Annotated in this window: 25 protein-coding genes; 10 read left to right on the top strand and 15 right to left on the bottom strand. The window is 69.1% G+C overall.

What is annotated here, in order from left to right; all coding sequences use genetic code 11:
• Positions 1-59: 59 nt before the first annotated feature.
• Both HUT18_RS20395 and HUT18_RS20390 read right to left on the bottom strand, forming a co-directional pair.
• Positions 60-473, bottom strand: a complete 414-nt coding sequence (locus HUT18_RS20395; protein ID WP_176102036.1) for a RidA family protein — start codon at positions 471-473, stop codon at positions 60-62.
• Between the two features lie 115 nt (positions 474-588).
• A complete protein-coding gene (locus HUT18_RS20390) occupies positions 589-951 on the bottom strand; it encodes a hypothetical protein (protein ID WP_176102035.1) in 363 nt (120 codons plus the stop codon).
• Between the two features lie 177 nt (positions 952-1,128).
• On the opposite strand from HUT18_RS20390, the gene HUT18_RS20385 reads away from it, so the two are divergent.
• Entirely contained in the window at positions 1,129-1,452 is a 324-nt protein-coding gene (locus HUT18_RS20385; RefSeq protein ID WP_176102034.1) for a transcriptional regulator, read from the top strand.
• Between the two features lie 98 nt (positions 1,453-1,550).
• On the opposite strand, the gene HUT18_RS20380 is transcribed toward HUT18_RS20385, so the two are convergent.
• Positions 1,551-2,168, bottom strand: coding sequence for a hypothetical protein (locus HUT18_RS20380; RefSeq protein WP_176102033.1), 618 nt, complete (start codon positions 2,166-2,168; stop codon positions 1,551-1,553).
• Positions 2,169-2,497: 329 nt separating this feature from the next.
• Between HUT18_RS20380 and HUT18_RS20375 the strand changes: the two genes are divergently transcribed.
• Positions 2,498-3,163 carry a hypothetical protein gene (locus HUT18_RS20375; protein WP_176102032.1) on the top strand — a complete coding sequence of 222 codons (666 nt, stop codon included), beginning with the start codon at positions 2,498-2,500 and terminating at the stop codon, positions 3,161-3,163.
• Positions 3,164-3,197: 34 nt separating this feature from the next.
• On the opposite strand, the gene HUT18_RS20370 is transcribed toward HUT18_RS20375, so the two are convergent.
• Both HUT18_RS20370 and bla read right to left on the bottom strand, forming a co-directional pair.
• The gene (locus HUT18_RS20370) at positions 3,198-4,205 is read right to left on the bottom strand and encodes an aldo/keto reductase (protein ID WP_176102031.1); all 1,008 of its coding nucleotides are present in this window, start codon (positions 4,203-4,205) and stop codon (positions 3,198-3,200) included.
• 163 nt (positions 4,206-4,368) lie between these two features.
• Positions 4,369-5,445 carry a class A beta-lactamase gene (gene bla, locus HUT18_RS20365; protein WP_254878720.1) on the bottom strand — a complete coding sequence of 359 codons (1,077 nt, stop codon included), beginning with the start codon at positions 5,443-5,445 and terminating at the stop codon, positions 4,369-4,371.
• Between the two features lie 466 nt (positions 5,446-5,911).
• On the opposite strand from bla, the gene HUT18_RS20360 reads away from it, so the two are divergent.
• On the top strand, positions 5,912-6,331 hold the full coding sequence (locus HUT18_RS20360) for a hypothetical protein (RefSeq protein WP_176102030.1): 420 nt from the start codon (positions 5,912-5,914) through the stop codon (positions 6,329-6,331).
• On the top strand, positions 6,324-8,888 hold the full coding sequence (locus HUT18_RS20355; RefSeq protein ID WP_176102029.1) for a caspase family protein: 2,565 nt from the start codon (positions 6,324-6,326) through the stop codon (positions 8,886-8,888). Before HUT18_RS20360 ends, HUT18_RS20355 begins: the two co-directional genes overlap by 8 nt.
• Here the strand turns inward: HUT18_RS20355 and HUT18_RS20350 are convergent.
• The 4 genes from HUT18_RS20350 to HUT18_RS20335 all read right to left on the bottom strand — a co-directional run bounded on the left by HUT18_RS20350 (position 8,885) and on the right by HUT18_RS20335 (position 13,861).
• Positions 8,885-11,029 (bottom strand): transporter substrate-binding domain-containing protein, encoded by a 2,145-nt coding sequence (locus tag HUT18_RS20350; protein ID WP_176102028.1) that lies wholly within the window; start codon positions 11,027-11,029, stop codon positions 8,885-8,887. The genes HUT18_RS20355 and HUT18_RS20350 overlap by 4 nt on opposite strands.
• A gap of 184 nt (positions 11,030-11,213) precedes the next feature.
• A complete protein-coding gene (locus HUT18_RS20345) occupies positions 11,214-12,203 on the bottom strand; it encodes a hypothetical protein (protein WP_176102027.1) in 990 nt (329 codons plus the stop codon).
• Positions 12,204-12,414: 211 nt separating this feature from the next.
• Positions 12,415-13,296: a hypothetical protein gene (locus HUT18_RS20340; protein ID WP_176102026.1), complete on the bottom strand. Its 882-nt coding sequence runs from the start codon at positions 13,294-13,296 to the stop codon at positions 12,415-12,417.
• Positions 13,297-13,441: 145 nt separating this feature from the next.
• Positions 13,442-13,861, bottom strand: a complete 420-nt coding sequence (locus tag HUT18_RS20335) for an ATP-binding protein (RefSeq protein ID WP_176104681.1) — start codon at positions 13,859-13,861, stop codon at positions 13,442-13,444.
• 158 nt (positions 13,862-14,019) lie between these two features.
• On the opposite strand from HUT18_RS20335, the gene HUT18_RS20330 reads away from it, so the two are divergent.
• Together HUT18_RS20330 and HUT18_RS20325 are read left to right on the top strand one after the other, a co-directional pair.
• Positions 14,020-14,805, top strand: a complete 786-nt coding sequence (locus HUT18_RS20330) for a Scr1 family TA system antitoxin-like transcriptional regulator (protein WP_368661544.1) — start codon at positions 14,020-14,022, stop codon at positions 14,803-14,805.
• Complete coding sequence (locus tag HUT18_RS20325) at positions 14,802-15,053, top strand: DUF397 domain-containing protein (protein ID WP_176102024.1); 252 nt, start codon at positions 14,802-14,804, stop codon at positions 15,051-15,053. Before HUT18_RS20330 ends, HUT18_RS20325 begins: the two co-directional genes overlap by 4 nt.
• Positions 15,054-15,189: 136 nt before the next feature.
• Here the strand turns inward: HUT18_RS20325 and tnpA are convergent, their stop codons facing one another.
• Positions 15,190-15,618, bottom strand: coding sequence for an IS200/IS605 family transposase (gene tnpA / locus HUT18_RS20320; RefSeq protein WP_176102023.1), 429 nt, complete (start codon positions 15,616-15,618; stop codon positions 15,190-15,192).
• Positions 15,619-15,669: 51 nt separating this feature from the next.
• On the opposite strand from tnpA, the gene HUT18_RS20315 reads away from it, so the two are divergent.
• Together HUT18_RS20315 and HUT18_RS20310 are read left to right on the top strand one after the other, a co-directional pair.
• A complete protein-coding gene (locus HUT18_RS20315) occupies positions 15,670-16,884 on the top strand; it encodes an RNA-guided endonuclease TnpB family protein (protein ID WP_176104680.1) in 1,215 nt (404 codons plus the stop codon).
• A 184-nt stretch (positions 16,885-17,068) separates the two neighbouring features.
• Positions 17,069-17,827, top strand: coding sequence for a hypothetical protein (locus HUT18_RS20310; protein WP_176102022.1), 759 nt, complete (start codon positions 17,069-17,071; stop codon positions 17,825-17,827).
• Between the two features lie 7 nt (positions 17,828-17,834).
• On the opposite strand, the gene HUT18_RS20305 is transcribed toward HUT18_RS20310, so the two are convergent.
• From HUT18_RS20305 to HUT18_RS20285, 5 genes are all read right to left on the bottom strand, one after another.
• Entirely contained in the window at positions 17,835-18,707 is an 873-nt protein-coding gene (locus HUT18_RS20305; protein WP_176104679.1) for an alpha/beta fold hydrolase, read from the bottom strand.
• A 262-nt stretch (positions 18,708-18,969) separates the two neighbouring features.
• Positions 18,970-19,191, bottom strand: coding sequence for a helix-turn-helix transcriptional regulator (locus tag HUT18_RS20300; RefSeq protein WP_176102021.1), 222 nt, complete (start codon positions 19,189-19,191; stop codon positions 18,970-18,972).
• Complete coding sequence (locus tag HUT18_RS20295; protein WP_176102020.1) at positions 19,191-19,682, bottom strand: DUF2975 domain-containing protein; 492 nt, start codon at positions 19,680-19,682, stop codon at positions 19,191-19,193. The genes HUT18_RS20300 and HUT18_RS20295 overlap by 1 nt, the downstream gene beginning before the upstream one ends.
• A 194-nt stretch (positions 19,683-19,876) precedes the next feature.
• Positions 19,877-20,524 carry a hypothetical protein gene (locus HUT18_RS20290; protein WP_254878719.1) on the bottom strand — a complete coding sequence of 216 codons (648 nt, stop codon included), beginning with the start codon at positions 20,522-20,524 and terminating at the stop codon, positions 19,877-19,879.
• Between the two features lie 301 nt (positions 20,525-20,825).
• Positions 20,826-21,941 (bottom strand): endo-1,4-beta-xylanase, encoded by a 1,116-nt coding sequence (locus HUT18_RS20285; protein ID WP_176102018.1) that lies wholly within the window; start codon positions 21,939-21,941, stop codon positions 20,826-20,828.
• Between the two features lie 205 nt (positions 21,942-22,146).
• Between HUT18_RS20285 and HUT18_RS20280 the strand changes: the two genes are divergently transcribed.
• Entirely contained in the window at positions 22,147-22,845 is a 699-nt protein-coding gene (locus HUT18_RS20280) for a response regulator transcription factor (protein ID WP_176102017.1), read from the top strand.
• On the top strand, positions 22,842-24,290 hold the full coding sequence (locus tag HUT18_RS20275; RefSeq protein WP_176102016.1) for a cell wall metabolism sensor histidine kinase WalK: 1,449 nt from the start codon (positions 22,842-22,844) through the stop codon (positions 24,288-24,290). The genes HUT18_RS20280 and HUT18_RS20275 overlap by 4 nt, the downstream gene beginning before the upstream one ends.

The following is a 24,290-nucleotide window of genomic DNA, read 5'->3' as shown; positions in this document are numbered from 1 at the left end:
TCGGGCCCTCCGGCCCCTCAAGGGCAGCCCCTCCCTCCGGGCCCTTCACTCCCGTCCCTTCACTCCCGCCACTGCGGCAGTACCGCGTACGCCTCCACCTCCAGCAACAGCTCCGGCCGGAACAGCGCCGAGACCTGAACCGCCGTACTGGCAGGTGGCCGCGCGGTGTTGACGTACGCGTCCCGCACCGGCCGCACAGTGGGCAGATGGGCCACGTCCGTGACGAAGAAGTTGAGCTTGACCACGTCCTCGAAGGTGGCACCGGCGGCGTCCAGGCAGCGCCGCAGGTTCTCGAAGACCTGCCGCGCCTGGGCACCGGGATCGCCCTCGCCGACCACCTTGCCGTCGGCGTCGAGGGCGACCTGCCCGGACAGGGCGATGAACTTGCCGGTGCCCATGACGACATGGGAGTAGCCGTTGCCGGGGGCGAGGCCGTCGGGGGTGGGGATGTGGGTGAGGTGGGTCTCGGTCATGGGGCGATCCTGTCCTACTGAACGTGCACCGGGGCAGAGGGTCGGCGTTCCGTCACGGAGACGCCGGGGCCTCACCGTTCGGAGGCCCGTCGCGGATTGCGCCTGATGTCTCCGCCTAGTTCAGGCACCTTGCCCTTCCCGGGACCGCTCCACGAGCATCCAGCTGCAAGTATGCGAACATCACATCCAGTTGCACTTTACGCAACTGGATGTGAGAATCACGACTATGACTCGGGATTCCCAACACCTCAGCACCGCCGAGCAGTTCGACCTGGTGGGCGACGCCCCTGACCTTTCTCAACCTGCTACGACCAAGGAACGCATCGGCGGTCTCGCTGCCATAGCCGGCTTGTACATGAGTCTTGTTGCGGCCCTGGAGTTCGACCTGCCACGATTCGCCGGAATCGGCGTATTCGTTGGATGTTTCGCAATTCTTATTGCCTTGTACTATCACCAGATACAGCTCGCCCGAAGGCACCCGCACACACGCACAGAGAAGACAACTCACACTGTTGCGACAAGCTTGCTGGCAATCCCCGGCGGCTACTTGATTTTCGGTGCAAGTTCGGACGGCCTCACAGGTGACCTACTGACTCCAACCTTCCCCGCTGCCGCCGGAGTCGTCTACCTCGCACTGCGCTGGAGGCGGTAAGCAGTGAATGATAACAAAAATGCTCGTCAGCCGCGCGAGGCGTTGATCAACGTTATTCACTCCCCCACACGTCTGGCTATTCTCGCAATACTCAACCGAGTTCAACATGTCGCGTTCTCAGACCTGCGCGAAAGCCTGGAACTGACCGCAGCCGAACTTTCGCGCCAGATCGCCATCTTGGAGAAAGAGGGCCTGGTGGACGTCGCGAAATTACGAGTGAAAAGAGTCGCCGCCACTCACGTGCGCATTTCGAACGACGGGCGGGAACGCTTCGCCGATTATTTGACCCAACTACAGGCCGTGGTGGGAAGACAGATTCAGAGTTGATGACACAACGCCGACGTTTCGATCCAGGGCCGAAACGTCAGCGTTGCACCGGGTGAAGGAGTCAGTCAAGCTCCTTCTTGGGATTCATAAGCACCCCTCTACCAGGAGAAGATGTCCTTAATACCCTTGAACTTGCAACTGACAGCCGCCACGGTAATCGTGCTCACGAAGCCCGCGAGCCCGCCCTTTGCCCCAACCTTGATACCGGCCTTGAGACCTTCTTTGGTAAGAAGCTTCGCGAGCGTAGTCCATTTCTTGTCCGCTATCAGGTCGGCAAACTTGGCCGACATAGTGCCACTTGCACCCGTGAGCGCACCCAAGCCGATCTCGGCGAGTACACACTTGGCATAGTCGGGCAGCTTACCTTTCTGCGCAGATTTTTCCCCACTGGCGGCACCTGCACTCATTTTCGGCAGGGCCTGACTGACGCCACTTTGCTCTGCCAACTTTTCCGCAACTGCCGCGGCTATTTCTGGACCGAACTGGTCCTCTATGGCTGCATTATCAATGTTTCCATCGCCATCAGTGAGACTGCCGGTGTGGAGCGCCTCTAGGTACTTGGCGAGTACCTGTTCCGCTTCGGCAACTCCTCCATCGGATGATGAAGTTGAGATTTTGGGATCCGTAACGGCCGCCGAGGCGACTCCCGTTCCCCCGATGCTGATAACAACTGCACAGGCGAGAGCCGTAGTGCACGTCTTTCCGAGGAATCTCATATGCGTCTTTCCGCTCGTACGAAAGTTGGTCTGGCTTCCGTATCTGCCACTGCCTCATCGCCTCAAGGCGCTCAGCATATGAAACATCCTACCCTGTACCTTTTATGATGACCTGTCAGCATGAACGGATGACCAACGCCCGACGAAGTAGGGGGTGTTGTGGCGTGCGGTGAACAAGGAGTTGAGCCTGGCCACGCCCTCAAGGTGGCACCGGTGACGTCCAGGCAGTGCGGCAGGTTCTCGAAATGCCTTCGCCATACGCATGCGCTTGCCCGGTTGAGTACGCATGCTCATGCCCACCCCCTGGTGCGCGGGGCAGGCTGCTGTTCATGAGCCAACTACTCCCCTCCGCCCCGGTTGCCTGGACCCATCGAATTCCCGGGTGGCTTCGGGGAGTTCTGGTCACCGTGGCCGCCGTACTCGCCCTGGCCGGGGTGGTGGCGTTGGGCCGGTGGTGCGAGGGGGTCTGGGTGGGCGAGCCCTACCCCGAGGCGGATCCGGCCACCACGGCCCTGCGCCTGGACGATCACACCCAGACCGTCTACGAGTCCCTGGATCTGCCGCACGCCAGACTCGACACCGGTTGGTCCGGGCAGGGCGCCGAGGCCTACGGGGACTCCTGCCACCGCCGGGGCCTGCGGAACTGGGAGGACAGTTGGAGCACCTACCCGCACTACGAACCGCATGTGGTGCAGGTGCACAACAAATGGGCCCTGGAAGGGGTTTCCCAGGCGGCGGCGGTGACCGCGGCCGAACGCGTACGCGAGGATCTGACCCGCCAGGGGTGGAGAACCGTCTCGTACGGCGGCGGTCACCTCTCGCTGACCATGGAGTCCCCGGAGAGCGGCGACACGATCAACGTCGAGTCCTACGCGGGCGGGCCGCTCGTCATCAGTGCCGCCGCCGAATGCGCCCGCTACCCGGCAAGTACGGCCGTCGACGGCTACGGCGACCCGGTGCTCCCGAACCCGACAGCACCGAAACAACTGCGCTGACGGTGACCGCAGCCGTCCTCAAAGGCCCCTCTCCTCACCAGGCAAACGCCTCCGGCGCCGCCCCCGGCCCCGGAAAGATCTCGTCCAGCTCCCCCAACAAGCCCTCGGGCAAGGTGAGTTCAACAGCCCGTAGCGCCGAGTCGAGTTGAGCTCGGTCGCGGGGCCCGACGATGGGACCGGTCACCTGCGGCCGGGTGAGCAGCCAGGCGAGGGCGACCTCGCCGGGTTCCAGGCCGTGCGCGGCGACGAGCTTCTCGTAGGCCTCGACGCGGGTGCGCATCGCCGGGTCGGCGAGGCCCTGGGCCGAGCGGCCCATCTGGGTGCGGGCGCCCTGGCGTTCGCGTTCCTTGCGTACGGCGCCGCCGAGCAGGCCCTGGTGCAGGGGGGACCAGGGGATGACGCCGAGCCCGTACTCCTCGGCGGCGGGCATCACCTCCATCTCGGCGCGGCGTTCGGCGAGGTTGTAGAGGCACTGTTCGCTGACCAGGCCGAGGCGACCACGCCGGGCGGCGGTCTCGTTGGCCTGGGCGATCTTGTAGCCGGGGAAGTTGGAGGAGCCCGCGTAGAGGATCTTGCCCTGCTGGATCAGGACCTCGATGGCCTGCCAGATCTCCTCGAACGGGGTGTCCCGGTCGACATGGTGGAACTGGTACAGGTCGATGTGGTCGGTGCCCAGGCGTCGCAGGCTGGCGTCCACCGCGCGGCGGATGTTGAGCGCGCTGAGCTTGTTCGTGTTCGGCCAGGTCGGGTCCTGCCAGGGCTCGCCCGGCGTCATGTTCCCGTAGACCTTGGTGGCCAGCACGACCTTGTCCCGCCGTCCGCCGCCCTTGGCGAACCATGAGCCGAGGATCTTCTCGGTGAGGCCCTTGTCCTCGTCGACGCCGTAGATGTTGGCGGTGTCGAAGAAGTTGACGCCCGCGTCGAGCGCGGCGTCCATCAGTTCATGGCTCTCGGCCTCCGGCGTGAGCATGCCGAAGTTCATGGTGCCGAGCACGAGTCGGCTGACCTTGAGCCCGGTGCGTCCGAGCTGGGTGTACTTCATGGCGCCTATGAAAGCCGCTTGGAGTGCGCTTCAAGCAAGGGCCGACTCGGTTTCCGGTTCGGGCAAGGGGCCAACTCGCCGTGACGGCTGGCGAGAAGGCCCCTCGGCCGTGCCCATGTCCATATCCCTGTCCATGCCCGTGCCCAACGCCGAAGCCCGAGGATCAGCCCGCGAGCACCTCGTACAGCACCTTCGCCGCCCTGGCGATGAGGGCGTTGTCCGTCTGCGCGTCCTGCTCGGACTTGCGGGTGAGGCAGGCGAGGACGATCGGGGTGCCGTCCTGCGTCCAGGCGACGCCGACATCGTTGTTGACCGCGTAGGAGCCGCCGCCCGTCCTGTCCGCGAGGCGCCAGCCCTCGGGCAGGTGGGCACGGAAGCGGTCGCCGCTGGTGGTGTTGGCCAGCATCCAGTCCTTGAGCCGTGCGCTGTCGGCGGGTTCGAGGGCGTCGCCGACCAGGAGATGGGCGTAGGTACGGGCGATCGAGTACGGGCTCGTGATGTCCGTACGCCGCCACGGCTCGGCCGAGTTGAGCTCCGTCTCCCAGCGGTCGAGCCGGGTCACGCGGTCGCCGAGGGAACGGCAGAAGCGCGTGATGCCCTGGGGTCCGCCGATCTGGCGCAGGAGCAGGTTCCCGGCCGTGTTGTCGCTCAAGGTGATGGCGGCCTTGGACAGTTCGGCCACCGTCATGCCGTTGGCCAGGTGTTCGTCGGTCCCGGTCTCCGGCGAGTGCTCCACGAGGTCGTCGCGGGTGTAGTGGATCCGCCGGGCCAGGTACTCGCCGTCGCGGTCGAGGTCGCGCAGGATCGCCGCCGCGGCGAGGCCCTTGAACACGGAGCAGATCGGGAAGACCTCTCCGGCGCGGTAGCGCACCGTCCGGCCGGTGACCAGGTTGCGCCCGAACACCCCTACCTCGGCGCCGAATTCGGCCTCCAGGTCACGCAGCCGGGCCACCGCACCATGCGTACGCGCGGGCCCGTTCCCGGCCCCGGACTCGGCCCCGGCCGCACGGCCCGTACCGCTGTCCGCCCCCGCGCCGCTGTCCCCCGACCCGCCGCCCGCCGCCGCCACGCCGTTCGCCGCGAGTGCCGCGAAGGCGGCGGCCCCGCCCGCCGCGAGCAGCGACCTACGGCTCGGAAACGCCTTCTCCGCAAGGGACTTGACGCCTTCCTCCTCGCCGCCACCCGCCTCCGGCTGCCCGATGTCTGCACCCCGCTGGTCCGACGGGTTCGGCATCTGCATGACTCTCCCCACAGATAGGCACGGGCTCAGCGGGCGCAAACGGCTCAACGGGGCTCGTACGTCGTCGTTCTTGGCGAGGCCGTGGTGATCACCGTGCCGTGGTGATCGCTGTGCTGTCCTGATCACCGGCTCTTGATCGGCCTCGCTGACCATGACACCCGATTCGCCGTACACGGTTCCCGTTTCCGTACTCGTGTCAAGAGTCGTGTCGGCACCGGTTCGGACCGGTACGCGCGCTCCGCCCCGCCCGCGCTCGCCCGGAACCCCGGGAAATGCGGCCATCCCGACGCCATACTGAATCGATCTGAATCGATCACACATCGGTCCGCGCGAGTTCCGGGGGAGACGGATGCCTGACCTGCCCGACAGGCCTGATCTGCATGACGCGTATGACACACCTGAGACACCCGAGACGCCCAAGACACCCGAGGCACCCGAGGCACCCGAGGCTCCTGAGACACCTGTCGTGAGGTTGGTGGTCGAGTCCGGCGGGGCGTTCGAGCCTGCCGACGGGCTCGCGGAGTTGTCCGACTGGTTCGCCCACGAACCGGAGCTGCGCGGTCGGGTCACCGCGGACGACGAGCCCCCGCGACCGGGCGAACTCGGTTCTCTGACAAGTGTGTTGGTGGTCGCGGTGGGCAGCGGCGGCGTACTGAGTGTGCTGGCCGCCTCGCTGAAGGCCTTCCTCGCGCTGCCCCGCCGCTCGGACGTACGGATCAAGGTCGAGGGCAGGCCGGACGGGCGCACGGTGGAGATCGACGCCAAGCGCGTACGGGACGTCGAGGGGCTGCTGCGCGAAGCCCTCGGCCCGGATACCGAGGCACTCGGCCCGGATACCCAAGCCCTCGGCCCGGACCGCGACGCCCACGGGCCGGACGGTGGCTGAGCGAGCGGTCGATCCCGCCCGTTCGCGGATCGTCCTCGTCGGCCCGGCCCACTACGAGGACGACCGGCTGCCGGACGTCCCGGTGATCGCCAACAACATCAGCGACCTGACGCGGGTGCTCGTCGACGAACGGCTCGGCGGCTTCAGCCCGTTCCACTGTGTGGCCGTACCTCCGGCGGCGGGCGTGGCCCAGGTCGGCGACGTACTGGTGCGGGCGGCCGAAGAGGCGGAAGACCTGCTGCTGTTCTACTACAGCGGGCACGGGCTGCTCGGGCCGCGCCGACGCGAGTTGTACCTGAGTCTGGCCGGGACCAGACCCGACCAACTGGCCTTCTCCGCCCTGCCGTTCGAGGCGATCCGGGACGCGTGCCTGGACAGCGCGGCGACCAACCGCGTGGTGATCCTGGACAGTTGCTTCAGCGGACGCGCGATCGAGACCCTCGCCGGTGCCGACGAGGCGGTCCTCGGCGAACTCGACGTCTCCGGGACCTACACACTCACGTCCTCACCGGCGAACCGGACCGCCGTCGTCCTGCCCGGCGAGCGGCACACCGCGTTCACCGAACGACTCCTCGACCTGCTCTGCGACGGCACTCCGGCGGCCGGACAGATGATCAACCTCGGTGACATCTACCGGCACCTGCACGGCCGCCTGCGCGCCGAGGGCCTCCCCGTACCGCAGCGGCGGGGCGTGAACAACGCCGATCTGCTCGGGCTGGTACGCAATGTTCAGGCGGGAGGGGAGACGGAAGCGGGGGCAGGGACGGGAGCAGGGACGGGACATGCGGACGGCTCCTCATCCGCACCGGAGGACGGGCCCGCGACACCGCCGCGCCCGCCGAAGCCGGCCGCCACCGCAACGACCGTCGCCACCCGGCCAACGCCCACCACCGCACCGCCCACCACCGCGCCACACAACGCAACGCCACACAACACCACGCCCCACAACACCCCGCAGTCCGCCACCGTCCCACCCCAACTCCCCTCCCCCGCCCAGGACATGACGGAGCGCCTGACGAGCGCCGAGGCGATCGCCAACACCATCACCGACGGCTGGTGGCGTACCCGCGCGCTGGTCCGGGTGGCGCTCGCGGCGGCCGACATTCCCGAACCCGAGCGGGCCGGGCGCCTGATCGGCCAGGCGGAGCAGGCCGCGATCACCGCCGGGGAGGGGTCGACCAGGGCCCTGACCACCGTGGTCACCGCCGCGGCCACCCTCGATCCGGACCGGGCCGAACGCATCGCCAACACGGCCATCGGCGCCGACTCCAGGGGGCACCTCCTCGGTGCGCTGGTCAGAGCGCTGGTCGCGACCGACCCCGACCGGGCCGAGGCCATCGCGGTCACCATCGAGCACGATCACCACAGGTGGCGCGCGCTGACCCGGGTGGCCACCGCGACGGCGGCCGCCAACCCCGACCGCGCCGAACGCATCGTGCACACCGTGGGCACCAAGCAGGAGCGGTGGCCGATGCTGAGCGCCGTGGCAGCGGCGCTGGCACCCACCAACCCCGACCGGGCCGAGCACATCGCGCGCTCCATCAGCGAGAAGTACCTACGGACCCAGGCGCTCGGCTCGGTGGCCGTGGCGATCGCCGCCACCGACCCCGACCGGGCGGAGCAGATCGCCTACTCCCTCACCGACCCCAACCACCGCTGGCCCGCGCAGAACGCCGTCGCCAAGGCGGTGGCGGCCACCGACCCCGACCGCGCCGAGCGCCTCGCGCGAGACATGATCGGCAAGTACAGCCGAGTGTCGGCGTTCCTGGCCGCGGACACGGGCCGAGCCGCCTATCTGGCCACGCTGCTCGCATCGTTGCTGACCGTGATGGCCCCCGACGGCCCCGACCGGTCCGAGCGCATCGCCCACGCCGTGCCGCACACGTCTTCGCGCGAGAACGTACTGGCCGCGGTGGCACGGGCGATCGCCGCCACCGACCCCGACCGGGCCCAACGCATCGCCGACGGCCTGACCGACAAGGTCACCAGGGAGGCCGCGCTCGCCGCGGTCGTACGAGCCGTCGCCACCACCGACACCTGGCGCGCCGAGCTCATCGTCAACTCCCTTACGGGGCCGCAGATCCGGGTCATGGCGCGGGCCGACCTGGCCTCGGCGGTGGCCGACCAGGACCCGGCGCTGGCCGTGAGCCTGCTCGACCAGGCCGAGGAGATCGTGTCCACGGCCAGGCTGCCCCGCCGTACGGACGCGCTGATCGCCGTCGTCACCGCGGCCGCCGAGTTGAACCCCGAGCGCGCCGAGCGGTTCGCGTACGCGATCACCAACAAGACCGACCGGGAAGCCGTGCTGGTCGCCCTCGGCACGGCCCTGGCCGCCAAGGACCCCGACCGAGCCGAGCACATCGCGAACACCGTGACCGGCCAGGTCCCCGCGGTACGGATCCGCAGCGCCGTCGCCGCCGCCGTCGCGGTGAGCACCCCGGACCGCGCCCGGCGCATCGCCCAGCGGATCCAGGGCGACGCCAGGGCCGAGGTCCTGCACTCGGTCGTGGTCGCGCTGACGGACCCCCACCAGGTGGCAAGGGGCTGGTACCTCTAACTGTCGCTGTTGCTCCCGCTGCCGCCACCCGGCTTCTGCTCGATCCAGAACCGGAACAGCTTGCCGTGCGTACCGTCCTTGCGGGCCTTGGCCAGTGCGTCGTTGACGGCGGCGAGGAGTTCGGTGTTGCCCTTGTCGACCAGGAAGCCGTAGTCCTGGTCCATGTCGGTCCGGTCGACGAGGGCCAGTTCGCCGGAGGCGGACTTGTCCTTGATCCAGAGCTGAGCGGTCGCGTACTCGGTGTACGCGGCGTCGATCCGGCCGGAGCGGAGGGCGACGAGGAGTTCGTCCACCGTCGTGAACTGCTCGGGCTCAAGGCCCTGTTTCTGTGCGTGCTCCAGGTCCCCGGTGCCTTCCTGCACACCGACCACCTTCTTCTTGGACTTGATGTCCTCGACCCCGCCGACACCGCTGCCGGGAGCGGCGACCAGGGCGCGGGTGGCCTTGTAGTACGGCTGCGAGACGCCGAGCTTCCGCTTGCGGTCCGGGGTGATCGTCATGGCCGCGGCGATGACGTCGCACTGCCCCGTCCGGAACGCGGCGCCCGAGGTGAACGTCTCGAACGGGCGGACGACGATGCTCTGTCGCACCCCGAGTTCCTTGGCCACCAGATCGGTCAGGTCCATGTCGAACCCCTGGATCTTGCCGTTGATCTGCGACTCGAAGGGCGGGTACGGGACCTGGGTGCATGTGGTGAGCACACCGTCCTTGACCAGCTCGACGCCGCCCTCCGCGGTCCCGCCCCCGCCACCGTCCGGCCCGTTGCCGTCGCCGGTGCCCTCGCCAGGGCCGGGCGTGTGCTGCCCGTTGTCGGAGGTGCCGTCGTCCTTCCCTCGCTCGGCGAGGTAGGTGGCGCCCACCGCTCCCAGCAGCAGGGCGACCATGGCGGCGACCATCCGCTTCCTGGGCCGCCGGAAGCCGCCCTGCCGGGGCGCCGGGGCGGCCGGTACGGATGGCGGACGTGGCGGAACTCCCTTGGGTGGCACGGAAGTTGGCGGCGGGGTCGGAGCGGATGACGGTACTGCCTCCGTCGGCGCACCGGCGTTGCGTACGGCGTCGGTGGGCACGGCGTCACGGGGAGCCGCCCCCGGCGTCGGACCCGCCTCGGTCGGTACGTACCCACCCGAGACGTGCCCGCCCGAGACCTGCCCACCCGAGACCTGGCCGCCCGGAGAAGCCCCGCCCGAAGGCGCCCCCTCCCCCGCGTCCCCGTACCCCTCGGCCGCCCGCTCCCGCCGCTGAATCTCCTCCGCCACCGCCCCCGGCAGCCACCCCGCGAAGTCCCGCAGCCGCCGCCCGCTCGCCTGCTCGCACCGCTCCGCGAGTACGGCAGGTGTCGGGCGCAGCGCCGGATCGGCCGCGAGGCAGTCCGCCAGGAACGGGCGCAGGGCGTCCGGGTAGCCGCTCAGGTCCGGGGGCCGCAGCTCGGTGTTGGCGATGGAGGCGGCGATGGAGATGCCCGCGCCGTCGCCGTACGGGTGGCGGCCGGTGGCGGCCACGGCGGCGATCAGGCCGAGCGCGAAGATGTCGGCGGCCGGGGTGACGTGCCGGCCGAGCGCGTGCTCGGGCGACATGAACTGCGGGGTGCCGACAAAACCACCGGTACGGGTGAGCTGCGTACTGTCCGTCGCCCGCGCGATGCCGAAGTCGATGACCCACGGGCCCTGCGAACTCAGCAGCACATTGCTCGGCTTGAGGTCGCGGTGGATCACCGAGGCGGCGTGCACCGAGCCGAGCGCGTGGGCCGTACAGCCGACCAGCTGGAGGACGACCGGCACCGGCAGCGGGCCGAAGGCGGCGAGCGCGTCGTCCAGGGGGAGCCCGGGCACGTACGCGCTGGCGATCCACGGCTGCTCGCCGTCCATCCGGTGGTCGAGGACCGGCACGATGTGGTAGCCCGACACCCGCCGCGCCGCCTGCACTTCGGCCTCGAACCGGGCCCGGAAGTCCGGGTCCTGGGCGAACTCGCGCCGGATCAGCTTGAGTGCGACGGGCTGGCCGCCACGAGTCCGGCTGAGGTACACCGACCCCATGCCGCCCTCGCCGATCCGCGCGACGAGCGGGTAGCCGGACACCTCTCGCGGGTCCTCGGCTCCCAGTGGTCGCAGCGCTTCCCGCGCCTGCTCCCGGTCGTACGTCACGCGCTTCCCCCTTGGTCGTGGACGGCGCCGATGCTACCGAGAGCCGCTCACCGCACGCGGAGGGCCAACTGCACTCACCTCACGATCCTCACGACGATTTCGATCTTGCTTACGCCGGAGGCGGTTGAGACCCGGCACCCCCACCAAGGGAGGCGCCGGGCCCCAACACCCGCACGGCACGGACTCAGGACACGCCCGCCCCGCTCAGTCCGCTCAGTCGGCTCACCCCGCTCGGTACCGCGTGGGCAGGGAGCCTCCCCGCGGGCAGCGGACGCAGCCGGGCGCGTTCGGCGGCGAGACGGCCGTACGGTGTTCCGCCCGGACCGCCGTCGCCGCTGCGCCTGTTGGCCTGCTCGCCGAGGTCCGCGCAGGCCGCACGCAACGCGGCGAACGACGGGAGCGCCCGGGGCAGTCCGACGGTCACCGGCAGCCAGTCGGCGACCGCGATCCGTACGCCGGACTGCACGGCTCGCGCGCCCGGGCGGTCCTCCCCGGCCTGCGCGTCGTACGGCACACAGGTGCGCATCTCGGTGCCGAAGTGCGCGCCCAGCGCGTCGAGTTGGGCGGGGAGACGGCTCGCTTCCAGGCCCTCGGCGCGGGTGAGGAGATGGTTCGGTACGCCGCCGACCAGGGTCAGCGTGCTGCGCAGGCACTCGGTGAGGACCGGCAGCGAACGCTCCCGGCAGGGGATCACCACCCGGAACCGCGACCAGGCCAGCCACGCGCTGAACAGCACGGTCCGGCGCGCCTCCCCCTGCGGCCCCGGCACCAACGGGCCGCCGCTCCAGCCGAATTGGAGCCACAGACCCGGTTCCGGATTCCAGGGCCGCAGAATCCGCCGCTCGCCCCGCAGCCACCGGGCCTTCACCTCGGCGACCGCCCGCCGGGTCGTCCGCTCGCTGCCCGTGAACCCGAGCCCGATCAGCCGCTGGTGCACCCGCTCCGCGTGGATGTGCCCCTCGGACCGCTCCACCCACTCCTCGATTTTCTCCAGGTACACGTCGATCACCCGCCGCCTGCGCACCGGACTGCCGACCGGACGGCCCTCCGCGCGTGCCGTGACATAGCGCCGCACGGTCTTGGGATCGCACGCGGCGATCTTCGCCGCCGACCGCACACTCTCGGTGGCGTCGAAGGCCGCGAGTATCTCGTTGATCTCCTGGTTCGACTTCATCGCCGCGCCTCCCGGAAGCCGGGTGCGGGCAGGGGTGAGGGCCCGAACGAGGGCACGGGCGAAGGCAGGGAAATGCTCACTGGGAAGAACATCAGAAGCTCTCTTCGTCTCGTCGAAGCTGCGAATCCGCTCCGCAGATCCGCAGATCCACTGATCTGCGGAAATGAACTGGCCTGCTCGGAGGGCGCGTTGGGTACGCGCGCCCCTCCGGCTAGCCGGGCAGTTCGACGACGTCGTGGGGCCGCTGGGCGAGCGCCGGGGCGCTGTCCTTCAGCCGGGGTCCGGCGAGGAGGGCGGGACGGGGTCCCGGAACCGGAGAGGTGGCGAGTGGATCGTGCTTACGGTGCGTCGGCTGGTCCCCGCTCGTCCCGGTACAGGGCGCGGGGCCCACCCCGAACGGGCACGGCAGCCGGGACGCCCCGCTGTCACCCGGCCCGTGCCGGTCCGGATCCTGGTACGAGGGTGACGCGAGGGCCTGTTCGCCGCCGAGTTCACCACCGTCCGCGTACGGGAGGCCTTCGCCCACGGCCGCGACGACGTCGTACGGCTCCGCGTCGGCAACACTGTCCGCCGTACGCACCGGAGCGGACGGCACCTCGGCCCGGGGCGCCGACTTCACCGGCGGCGGGTCGTGGGACGGACGCCCGGGCAGTACGTCGCCGGGGTTCAGCTCAACGTCCGTACTGGGCAGGCGTGTTGAGGGCGGTACGAGGCCCTTGCCGCGCACCGGTTCGGCGACGGCGTCCACGACCTCGTCCACGGGGCTCTCGACCGTCGCGGTGACCCGCACGGGGGCCGTACGACCATGGGGCACCGCGACCGAGGCGGTGACGGATGAGTCGGCGACCCGGGTCTGTACGACGGGTTCGGCAGCAGCCCGCGCCGACGAGGTGACGCCCGCGACCGCTGCGGCCGGGCCCTGCGGGGAGTCCTCGGCGTGCGCCTCGCCCGCCGTCATCCAGGCCAGGGCCAGGAACCCGCCGAGCAGGAGCAGGACGTACAGCGCACGCCGCGCCGCCACCGAACTCACTTCAGCGGGCGCGGACTTCATGCCGGGGCCGGCGCACCCGGGGAGCGGAACGGACGCGTTCACGACCTCCCCCTTCGGCGGCACCGGGCTTGCGGACAACGAGCGGACAACGAAAGGCATGCAACAGGAACCTTCGGTGACCACGCAACCCACGTCAGCAGGTGTTCACCACAGCGGAGTTCGGCCGCAACAGAGCGTCCGTACCGGTTCAGGCCCGCCACTCGCACCACACCACCTTGCCCGGATTACGCTCCCCCACACCCCAGGCGTCGGCCAACTCCCGTACCAGAAACAGCCCTCGGCCCTTCTCCTCGTCCGAGCCCGCCGTCTCCGCCGGAATGTGCGGATGCCCGTCCCCGCTGTCGTGCACCTCCACCCGCAACGTGCCCCCGTCGTACAGATACAGCCGCAGCAGAAAGCCGCGATCCGGCGGGACGCCGTGCACCAGGGCGTTGGTGCTCAACTCGCTGACACACAGGACGACATCGTCGAGCAACCGTTCCAGTCCCCATTCGGTCAGCGCTCGTCTCGCGAACTTCCGCGCCGCGGCCACCGATCGGCGCTCACGACGGGAGAACTGTTGGCACGAAGCGACACATTCGGGATGTTCGGTGCGTTCGGTCTGCACATTCACGGGGTGAGCGTCGCAGAACGTGACTAGAGTGTTTCAGTGCGTCAGGTCGTACGCATGCGGCGTACGACGTGGCCCAGGCGAAAATCCCAGCACAAGTGGGGAGTTCACCCCGTATGCCCAACCGAAAGCGCCCGAGGCGCAACGCATCCGCCATGAAACTGGTCGGCGCCCAGCTCGCCCTCCTCCGCGCGGCCGCCGGATACACCCAGGCCTCACTCGCCGCAGCACTCAACGTAGGCGAGGACACCGTCGCGTCCATCGAACAGGGTCGACGGCCGCTGTTCCTCGATGTGGCCCAGCAGGTGGACCAACTGCTCAAGACCAAGGGGGTGTTGGAGGTTGCGGTCGATCACATGCCGGAGGTGGACCGCATTCCGGCTTGGGCGGAGGAGTACCTGGCACGGGAGCAGGAAGCGCTCACCCTCTCCTGGTACGAGAACCAGGTTCTGCCTGGACTGCTTCAAACCCCGGACTACGCCCGCGCGGTGTTCCGCAGCCGGGTACCAAGGCTCAGCGAGGAGGAAATCGAGACGGACACGCAGTCACGCATCGAGCGTCAGCAGATCCTGTACCGAAGTGATCCTCCGACGCTCAGCTTCGTCATCTGGGAACCTGTACTACGGGACAATCTCGGCGGCAGCGCCGTACGTAGAGAGCAGCTTGAACACCTCCGCAGGTGTGCTGATTTGCCCAACCTCACGATTCAGATCATGCCGCTGGGGCGGACCTCGCATGCTGGTCTGAACGGCCCCTTCATCCTGCTGGAAACTCCCGACCATCAGTCCCTGGCCTACTCCGAAACACAGCGCGGGAGCCACTTGATCTCAGACCCGAGTGAGGTGAGCATCCTCTCGCGCAAATATGCGATGCTGCGAACCCAGGCTCTCAACTCAGAGGACTCCAAGAGCCTGATGGACGAGCTGCTGGGAGAGCAATGAACACCGACCTGATGTGGTTCAAGTCCAGCTATAGCGGCGACGAGGGCGGAGCCTGCCTCGAAGTCGCCGCCGACTGGCGCAAGTCGACGCACAGCGGCAGCGAAGGCGGCGCCTGCCTGGAGATCTCCCCCTGCCCCACCGCCATCCACATCCGCGACTCCAAAACCCCCGAAGGCCCGATCCTCACCCTGGGCCGCGACGCCTGGTCGGCCTTCACCTCGTACGCCCAGGTTGACCCAACCCACTGATTTCCAGAGCCAGTTGATTCACCTTGACGGTCCACACCTCCGCCAAGGTGGATGCCCTCCATCCTTGATCTTGCGTGGGTATCCCCGGCTTCAGCCGGGGAGGGAAGCGCATCTTGAGGCTGCTCTGACCTGCGCTTTAGAGCGGACGCTTTTGCTGCTCGATGTATTGACGGATCACCGTCAATGGTGCACCGCCGCACGAGCCTGCGAAGTAGGAACGGGACCAGAAGACGGAGCCCATGCCGGTCCGGTTGATGCGGCCGGTGTACTCGGCCCGCAGGTAGCGGGAGCTGACACCCTTGAGACTGTTGATCAGCTTGGACAGGGCAATCTTCGGCGGGTAGTGGATCAGCAAGTGCACATGGTCGGGCTCGCCGTTGAACTCGCGTAGCTCGGTCTCGAACTTGCCGCACACCTCCCGCATGATCTCCTCGCACCTCTTGAGCATGGCGTCATCGAAGACGTCACGCCGGTACTTGGTGACGAACACCAAGTGAGCGTGAAGGTCGTAAGCGACGTGACGGCCGGTGCGTACATCGGGGTTCGGGTTCCAGCGGGGTGACATACGCCAAGGGTAGTAGGATCTTCGAAGCTGACCAGGAAGGGGGTGGGCCGGATGATCCGTGCGTACAAGTTCCTCATGCGGCCCACCGTGGGCCAGAGCGCCACGCTGGGTGAGATGCTGCGTGACCACTGCTCGCTCTACAACGGGGCCTTGCAAGAACGCCGCGACGCCTGGCGGCACACCTCGAAGACGAGCATCAGGTACGGGCAGCAGTCCGCCCAGCTCAAGGACATCCGGGCCTTCGACCCGGAGCATCAGGGCCGGTGGTCGTTCTCCTCGCAGCAGGCCACGCTTCGCCGGCTCGACAAGGCGTTCGCCGCGTTCTTCCGGCGTGTGAAGTCCGGGGACAAACCGGGCTACCCCAGGTTCCGGGGAGTCAACTGGTTCGACACGGTGGACTTCCCCAAGGACGGCGACGGCTGCCGTTGGAATTCCACCCCCCACGACCCCACAACCCGCGTCCGCCTCCAAGGCGTCGGGCACGTCAAGGTCAACCAGCACCGGCCCGTGGTCGGCGAGGTCAAGACCGTGTCCGTCAAGCGTGAAGGGCGACGCTGGTACGTCATCCTGACTGCCGAGCAGACCGCGCCCGAACCGCTTCCCGAAACGGGCCGCGTGGTTGGCGTCGACATGGGCATAGTCAACTTCCTCGCCGACTCAGGCGGCGAGTTCGTACCCAACCCGCGCCACGGTAGCCGCGCTGCCGCGAAGCTCGAAGCCGCACAGCAGGCTCTTTCCCGCTTCCCCCGCGTTAGCCGGGACAGGCGCACCGGCAACCACCAGCGGGCCGTCTCAAAGGTCGCCGACCTCCACCGCAAGGTCCGCCGTCAGCGCCTGGACCACGCACACAAGACCGCGCTTGACCTCGTGAGGGAACACGACTTCATCGCGCACGAAGACCTCAAGATCCGCAACATGGTCAAGGCCCCCGCGCCGAAGCCGGACCCCGAACAGGTGGGAAGCTTCCTGTCCAACGGGGCAGCCGCGAAGGCCGGGCTCAACCACTCCATCTCAGATGCCGGATGGGGGGTGTTCCTGACGATCCTGCACGCCAAGGCTGAAAGCGCCGGACGAGAGGTGATCGCCGTGGACCCTCGCAACACCTCCCGGACCTGCCCCGAATGCGGGCACGTCAACGCGGAGAACCGGCCCACGCAGGAGAAGTTCCACTGCGTCTCGTGCGGCCACTCGGCGCACGCGGACACTGTGGGCGCAATCAACGTTCTACGGGCCGGGCTGGTCCGTCGCAACGCCAACCCGGCATAGCGAGAAGCCCCCTCGTTCACGAGGGGGAGGAGTCACCATGTGAGGCATGACTGAGGCGGGCGCGGAGCAGCTGCGCCTCAACTCCCCGCATTCGACGCCGAGTTAATGTCAGTGGCGACCACTAGTGTCCGGGACCGGCGGTGATCACCAGCGATCGCCGCTTCCCGAGTGATTGGCTCTCGCCGTGACCGACCTCTTCACCGTGTCCATCGACACCGTCGAAGGCCCCACCCTCCACGGGCGGGTGCACCTCATCAACCCGGACGCATGGCAAGTACCGAACAAGGCCACGTTTCCCCTGGCCTTGCTGGTGGACGCCTGGTTCCTGCTGACGAACGGGTTCCTGCGCGACGACGACCGGCGGGTGCCGCGTGGAGACCGGTGCCCCTTCTCGGTGGACCGAGGCAAGGAGATCGTCGCCGGCATGCGGCGGAAGGACGAGTTCGCGGAGCTGTACACGTACCTCTTCGGCGAGCACCTCCGGGTCGACTCGGCCGGGCATCTGCTGGCGGACGACGGCAGGACGCTCCTCGAACCCCGACGCAAGGCGGCGGATGTGTACGAGCTGAGCGGCGGTTCGGGCCACGACGAGATATCCCGCTACGTCGTCACGGAACGAAACGGTGAAGCGTTCACGCGCCGGGCCGCCGAAGTCGTGAGTACGTACCACTGTGGCCCCGTCCACAACGTTCCGCTGTGGAGCGAGGTCGCGGCGCTGGAGGACGAGGACGATCCCTGGACACCCGGTGAGTCGCGCGAGGAGATGGCCACTTGGCACGATCCCGCCGACCTGGAGTTCGGGCGGGTGTGGAGCCTGCTCGCATCGCGCCCGTTCGAGGAACGTCCGTACGCCGACATCACGGTGACGGTCACCGACGCGGCCCTTCTCGCACACATGGCGGCCGGTATGCGCTGGTCGACCACGCACACCGGCCTCGTCTGACCGGTCCCTACCGGCAGCCGCCGTCCCACAACTCCCGCAGTGCCGCGTTCACGGCCTCCGGCTGCTGCGTGTGCGGGTAGAAGCCGGGCACGCGCAGGGAGCGGGCGCCGAGGCTGGCGGTCAGGGCCTCGGCGCAGGCCATCAGGGGTTCGCCGACGTAACTGCGGTACATCTCGGGGGCGTCCTCCCAGGTACCGCAGATCACCAGCGTCGGCCAGTCGGCGTCCCGCAGGGGTTCGAGGGGGATACGCGCTTCCCAGATGGGGCGCTCCCGCATGGACGTACCCACCGCCCGCAGCCGCTGCGCGGTCGGCTCGGGCATGGGCAGCCCGATGCCTTCGGTGGACGCGCGCAGGAACTCCTCCGCGGTCATGGAGTCGGGCACGTCGCCGGGGCCCGACTCCGCCACCCGCTCCAACAGCGCCGCGATGGTGGGGTGTTCGGCCGCCGCAGTGAACGCGGAGGGCTGGATCAGCGTCAGCGACCGTACGAGAGCGGGGCGTCGACCGGCGGCGAGCATGGCGATCACACCGCCGTTGCCGTGGCCGACCAGGTGCACGCCACCGGTACCTGTGCCGGTGTCGGTGCCGGTGCCGGTGCCGGTGCCGGGGTCCGCGCCTACGTCCGTACCGCCCTCGCCTCGTCCCGCGACGTCGTCGAGGAGAGCTACCAGGTCGTCGGCGTCGGCCTCGAAGTCACTGCGCTCGGTGTCAGGACTGTGCCCGTACCCGCGCCGGTCGGGTACGAGGAGACGGTGGCGGTCGGCCAACGGCCGCTGCGCCGCGAAGCCGTAGGACGCGTCACTGCCCCAGGTAAAAATGTTGTGCACGAAGATCGCGGTGGAGGGCGCCGATTCGGCCTGCGTGGCCGAGTGCGTCACGCGCCCGGCGGTCTCGTCCCAAGTCGTCACATGCAGCGGCGTCAACAAGTCCTGCTCCTCCCTGAGTTGGCCGAGTACGGCCGGGATGGCGGCTGGTGGGGCTGAGGGGAACCGGTGGAGCTGATGGTTCTACGCCGTACGGTACGAGACGCCCGAGCGCTCCGGCGAGCGGGCGGGCCGGGGTCACTCTTCGCCCTCAGGACGGTCAGACCGCCGCCGCAAAGGCACGTACCGTCTCGGCGAGCGGTCCCACGACGCAGGTTCATTCGCCTGCGGCGCCCTCGTCCTCCCAGCGAAGCAGGTCGCCCGGCTGACACTCGAGCACCTCACAGAGCGCGGCGAGGGTCGAGAAGCGCACCGCCTTGGCGCGGCCGTTCTTGAGTACCGCCAGGTTGGCGGGCGTGATCCCCACGCGCTCCGCGAGCTCGCCCACGGACATCTTCCGCCTGGCCAGCATCACGTCGATGTCGACGGCGATCGGCATCAGATGACCTCGTCCAACTCGGCCTGCATCTGGGCTGCTTCGACGTCGCGGGCGACGGCTTGGGCGAGCAGCATCCGCAGCACCAGCACGATGAGCGCGACTCCCAGAATGGCCACGCCGATCCCGCCCATGATGAGAGTGACGCCCGGGTCGTCCCGCTGGCCGGGCGCGTTCACGGCCGTGACCGTGAACCACACGAGAGAAGCCGCGACGACCGCGCCGATGATGCCGTCCACGTACCGGAAGGCGGCGTGGGAGAACACGGTTCCGCGTCGCACCATCGTCACCAGTCTCCAGACACAGAACAGGGCGACCTGGACCGTACCGATGCCCAGGATCGTGATCACGCGCAGCGGGGTCAGCGGGAGCGACCCGTCCTCCGGGTCACTCCCGCTGACCAGCACCCACACCATCAACGCCTGCACGAACACGGTGCCGGTGAACACCACGGCGAGCACGGCGCGCAGCGCGCTCACTGTCAGCTTTCCCATGACCCGACCTCCCATCGATCTACGATGGGAATCTATCGAATATCAATCGATGGAGCAAATGGCTGGGGCGCGGCCGTCACCGTGCGCACCAAGCAGGGCGACAAAACGGCGGTCGGGGCCGCCCCCAGGACCGATCCCAGGCAGCCCCAACCGCCGTAGCAGGGTGGGCAGTTGTGCCAAGCGTTCTGCCGTGATTACTTCTGGGAGCTGATCTCGCCCATGGCGGTGAGCACGATCGGGATGCCGTTGGCGTAGACCCCGTCGGCGTTGCCGTTCTTCGTCTCCAGCGTGGCCACCACACCGTCGTGGCCGCTGATCTCGGCGCGGAAGTGGCCGTCGCCGATCTTGCTGACCTCGGCCTGCCAGTCGCCCTCCAGCACGAACGTGCCCGGGCCGGTGTCGCTGTTGCCCATCCAGGAGTAGATCTTGCCGTCCATGGCGAGCAGGACGAACATGCCGTTGGCGTCCATCGCGGCATCCTCCCCGTTCGTCTCCATCTCGCCCAGGACATCACCGTCGTTGACGATCTTGGCTTTGTAGTGCGTGTCGCCGAGCTTGTAGATCTCGGCGGTGCTGCCGTCCGCCAGCTTCTCGGTGCTGTCCGGGGCGTCCGTGCCGGCCGAGTCCGACGTGCCGGAACTCTCCTTCGCAGCGGGCGCGTCGGACTTCGCACCGGCCGGGGTCTGGCTGCCGCCACCCTCGGTGCCGCCTTCCGCACCCCCCTTACCGGCCGAGGGCGAGGCGGCACTGGACGCCGACTTCTCCGGAGCGGAGGCGTCGTCCTTGTCGTCACCCTGGCACGCGGTCAACGAGAAGGCCGCGACGGCGGCAACCGCCAGCATGCCGACGGAACGAACGGAACGGCGCGTGCGACGAGTACGGCGCATGGTCATGACGTGGTCCCCCCATGGGATGTCTGACTGAGTCGGATGCCGGTCTGTGCCTCCCGCCTGCTCCCACAGGACGGTTCGGCTGCATCCGCTGTTCGGTACATCCACTTAGAGGGGACCCGGGCCGAGGCCGTTCACCCAGTTTTGTCCGCACCTGGTAACAAGCGAAGGGGCGCAGGTAACGAGCGAACTCACGCTGTCGCGGCGGCCCCGCGACAGCGGCGGGGCCGCCGCGCAGTCCCTTCCGCCTCGCTCAGCCGCCCTCCTCGGTCAGTGCTTCGGCCACCGCCTCCCGGGCGGGCTTGGGCCGGTACTGCGCGTCGTAGGCATGGGCCGCGCCCCAGCCGGGCCGCTTCTTCGGAACGTGCGAGGCACCGTCATGGAGGTTCCAGAAGCTGACGCCGACGCACTTCTCGACGTTCAGGCAGGTCCGGATGACGCTCGCGTAGTCCTCGGCCTGACGCTCCAGGGCGTCGTCGGTGGCGGGTGTCCGCATGCGTACGTCGAGTTCGGTGACCGCGACCTCCAGACCGAGGGCGGTGAAGCGTTCCATGTTCTGCCGCATGTCCTTGGGCACCTTGCCCAGCTCGAAGTGGGACTCGAAGCCGATGCCGTGCAGCGGAACCCCCTTCTCCTTGAGGGACTTCGCGAGCCGGTACAGGCCGTCGCTCTTGGGCCCGATCCCTTCGGCGCCGAACTCGTTCAGATAGAGCCTGGCGTCCGGGTCGGCCTGGTGGGCCCAGCGCAGCGAATCGGCGATGTAGTCGGGGCCGAGCGCGTCGAGGAGGGTGCCTGGCTTGAGAGTGCCCTTGCCCGTGAGGGGCTCGTTGACGACGTCCCAGGCGTAGATCGCGCCCTTGTAGCGGCCCGCCTCGTCCTGGACGTGCTCCCTCAGCAGTTCGCCGATCCGCTCGTCCGAGAACTTCTGCGCGCTGAGCCACTGCGGCTCGTGGGTGTTCCAGGTCAGGGCATGGCCGCGCAGACGCTGCCGGTGCCGCTTGGCGAAGTCGACGACGCGGTCGGCGTCCTCGTAGGAGGTACTGCCGGGGCTGCGCTCAGTCTGCGGCCACTTCATGGCGTTCTCCGCGGTGAGCATGCCGAACTGCTCGCCCGCGAGCCGCGGGTACGGGGACTCTTCGCCGAGCGCGTCGGCGTCGACGGCGACCCCCATGTACTTGCCCCGTTCCTCGGCCAGTTGTCGCATGGTCCGCTCGCCGGGGGCGGTGGGGCTCGGGCCGGTGGACTGCGAGGGGCTGGGAGGGGCGGGGTCCCCGTCCCCGCTGCCGCAGCCGGTCGCGAGCAGCAGGGCGAGGGCCGTGGGCATGGCCCACAGACCGGCCCGAGGTGAGTTCCTTCGAGGGGCGTGCACGCGGGTTCCTTCCTCAACTCCTGACGGGGCGAGGGCCGTCGGCGCGTGTGCTCGCCCCCACTCCCCGGGAGAGCCTGGCCACCGAGCGTCACAACCCGGTGGGCCGCGGGTGGGAGTTCGGTGGGAAGTTCCCTGCGCAGGCGCCGTTCACCAGGCGGTTCCTGCATCCTGGGGCTTCGGACCGAAGGCACGCGGAGGTGGCGGGATGCAGGAGGGCGAGGGCCGACGCGTACTGGTCGTCGACGACGAACCGTCGCTCCTCGACGTGCTTGCCACGTCGCTGCGCTTCCTCGGCTACCAGGTGGCGGAGGCCGCGGACGGCCGCGAGGCACTGGCAGCGGCGTCCCGGACGCGACCCGATCTGATCCTTCTGGACGTCATGCTGCCCGACATGGACGGCTTCACGGTCGCCCGCAGACTCAGGGAGCGCGGTCACGGCGTGCCGGTGGTCTTCCTGACGGCACGGGAGAGCGGACAGGACGTCCTGACGGGCTTCGCCCTGGGTGCCGACGACTACATCACCAAGCCCTTCCGACTGGAGGAGGTCGCCGCACGGGTCCACGCGGTGATCCGGCGGACAGCGCCACCGGCCGAGCAGGTGCTCCGCTGCGCCGACCTGGAACTGCGGCCGGACACCGTGGAGGTACGCCGCGCCGGCCAGGCCGTGGACCTGTCGCCGACCGAGTACCGGCTGCTGCACTGCCTGCTTCGGCACGCCGGCCGGACGCTCAGCAAGGAGCAGTTGATGGACCAGGTGTGGGGCTACGGAGAGGGCGACCCCGCCGTGCTCAAGACCTATGTCTCCTACCTGCGGCGCAAACTCGACGCACACGGTCCACCGCTGATCCACACCCGGCGCGGCATCGGATATCTGCTGCGTGAACCGGGCGCCGACGGCTCATGAGGCGCCCCGGTCCGCCGCGCTCGCTCCGCGGGCGCCTGCTCCTGACACTGCTCACCGTCGTCTGCCTGGTCCTCGTGGGCGTGGCGGCGTTCGTCTACGCGACGATGCGGGCGTACTTGGTGGAACGGGCGGACACCACCGTCCGCGCGGTACACGCCCGCATGGTCGAGCAGATCAGGACCGGGCGTCCGCCGGGCGAGGGCATGGCGGCCGGTGCGCGCATGCTCGGCACCACCACGTACTACATCGAGATCCACGAACCCTCCGGGCGGGTGCGGCCGCTCGCACCGGGGCTGCGTGATCCGGAGATCTCCCCGCCCCGTATCCCCTCGTCGCCGCGGTTGACGCAGGGGTCACCCGTGACCGTCACGTCGGCCGACGGGGAGGGACCCGACTATCGGATGCTGGTCCGGCGGCTGCCTGGTGACCGTGGCCGTCTCGTGGTCGCGGTGCCGCTGACCGAGGTGGACAGCGCGCTGCGAAGACTGCGGGTGGTGGAGTCGGCCGCGGTGGGTGCCGGGCTGCTGGTGACGGTCGCGGCCGGGTTCGTGATCGTGCGCCGCGGCCTGCGGCCGCTGGAGGCCATGGCCCGTGACGCCGACGCCATCGCCCTGGGCCACGGGCCCGCGCGGATCACCGGGTCCGGTGACAGCGAGGTGGGCCGCCTGGGCACCGCGCTGAACACCATGCTCCAGAAGCAGGGTGAGGCGTTCACACAGCAGCAGCACATGCAGGACCGGCTTCGTCGTTTCGTCGCCGACGCCTCGCACGAGCTGCGTACTCCGATCAGCGCGGTGCTCGGCTACGCAGACCTCTACCGGCAGGGTGCGCTGCCCGACGAGGCGCGCCGTACGCAGGTGATGGGGCGCATCACGGACGAAGCGCTACGGATGCAGCGGATGGTGGACGACCTGCTGCTCCTGGCCAGGCTCGACGCGGAGGCCGAACCGCGTCGCGCACCTGTCGACATCTCGGCGGTGGCCCGCGCAGCCGTCGAGGCATCCCGTGTCGTTGCCCCGGACCGGCCCCTGGAACTTCTCACCGAGGGGCCCGCGACGATGATCGGCGACGCCGACCAACTGCGCCGCCTCCTGGACAACCTGCTCGCCAACGTGCGCGCCCACACCCCTGCGGGAACCCCTGCACGGGTACGGACGGTGCGCACCGGAGGAACGGTCCTCGTCGAGGTCGCCGACCAGGGCGACGGAATCCCTCCACAGGTGCTGCCGTTCGTCTTCGACCGCTTCCATCGCGGGGCCTCGGCCGCCGGCGGGAAGGGCAGCGGTCTCGGCCTGGCCATCGTCGCCGCGGTGGCCGCCGCGCACCGGGGCCGCCCTCTGGTGCGCAGCGGCCCCGGACTCGGCACCACGGTGACCGTCGAACTGCCCGCCGCCGTCGGCCCGGAGGCGACGAGCACGTCCGGGGACAGCGCGTCGGACAGGTGA

This window comes from Streptomyces sp. NA04227 (assembly GCF_013364195.1).
Lineage (GTDB): Bacteria > Actinomycetota > Actinomycetes > Streptomycetales > Streptomycetaceae > Streptomyces.
This window is presented reverse-complemented; position numbering and strand designations above follow the sequence as displayed.

Coding starts and splice junctions, on each gene's coding strand:
- HUT18_RS20380 (WP_176102033.1), bottom strand. CDS start 2,168: ATGAGATTCCTCGGAAAGACGTGCACTACGGCTCTCGCCTGTGCAGTT.
- HUT18_RS20280 (WP_176102017.1), top strand. CDS start 22,147: ATGCAGGAGGGCGAGGGCCGACGCGTACTGGTCGTCGACGACGAACCG.
- HUT18_RS20325 (WP_176102024.1), top strand. CDS start 14,802: ATGAACACCGACCTGATGTGGTTCAAGTCCAGCTATAGCGGCGACGAG.
- HUT18_RS20375 (WP_176102032.1), top strand. CDS start 2,498: ATGAGCCAACTACTCCCCTCCGCCCCGGTTGCCTGGACCCATCGAATT.
- HUT18_RS20370 (WP_176102031.1), bottom strand. CDS start 4,205: ATGAAGTACACCCAGCTCGGACGCACCGGGCTCAAGGTCAGCCGACTC.
- bla (WP_254878720.1), bottom strand. CDS start 5,445: ATGCAGATGCCGAACCCGTCGGACCAGCGGGGTGCAGACATCGGGCAG.
- HUT18_RS20275 (WP_176102016.1), top strand. CDS start 22,842: ATGAGGCGCCCCGGTCCGCCGCGCTCGCTCCGCGGGCGCCTGCTCCTG.
- HUT18_RS20295 (WP_176102020.1), bottom strand. CDS start 19,682: ATGGGAAAGCTGACAGTGAGCGCGCTGCGCGCCGTGCTCGCCGTGGTG.
- HUT18_RS20345 (WP_176102027.1), bottom strand. CDS start 12,203: ATGAAGTCGAACCAGGAGATCAACGAGATACTCGCGGCCTTCGACGCC.
- HUT18_RS20300 (WP_176102021.1), bottom strand. CDS start 19,191: ATGCCGATCGCCGTCGACATCGACGTGATGCTGGCCAGGCGGAAGATG.
- HUT18_RS20315 (WP_176104680.1), top strand. CDS start 15,670: ATGATCCGTGCGTACAAGTTCCTCATGCGGCCCACCGTGGGCCAGAGC.
- HUT18_RS20395 (WP_176102036.1), bottom strand. CDS start 473: ATGACCGAGACCCACCTCACCCACATCCCCACCCCCGACGGCCTCGCC.
- tnpA (WP_176102023.1), bottom strand. CDS start 15,618: ATGTCACCCCGCTGGAACCCGAACCCCGATGTACGCACCGGCCGTCAC.
- HUT18_RS20290 (WP_254878719.1), bottom strand. CDS start 20,524: ATGCTGGCGGTTGCCGCCGTCGCGGCCTTCTCGTTGACCGCGTGCCAG.
- HUT18_RS20330 (WP_368661544.1), top strand. CDS start 14,020: ATGAAACTGGTCGGCGCCCAGCTCGCCCTCCTCCGCGCGGCCGCCGGA.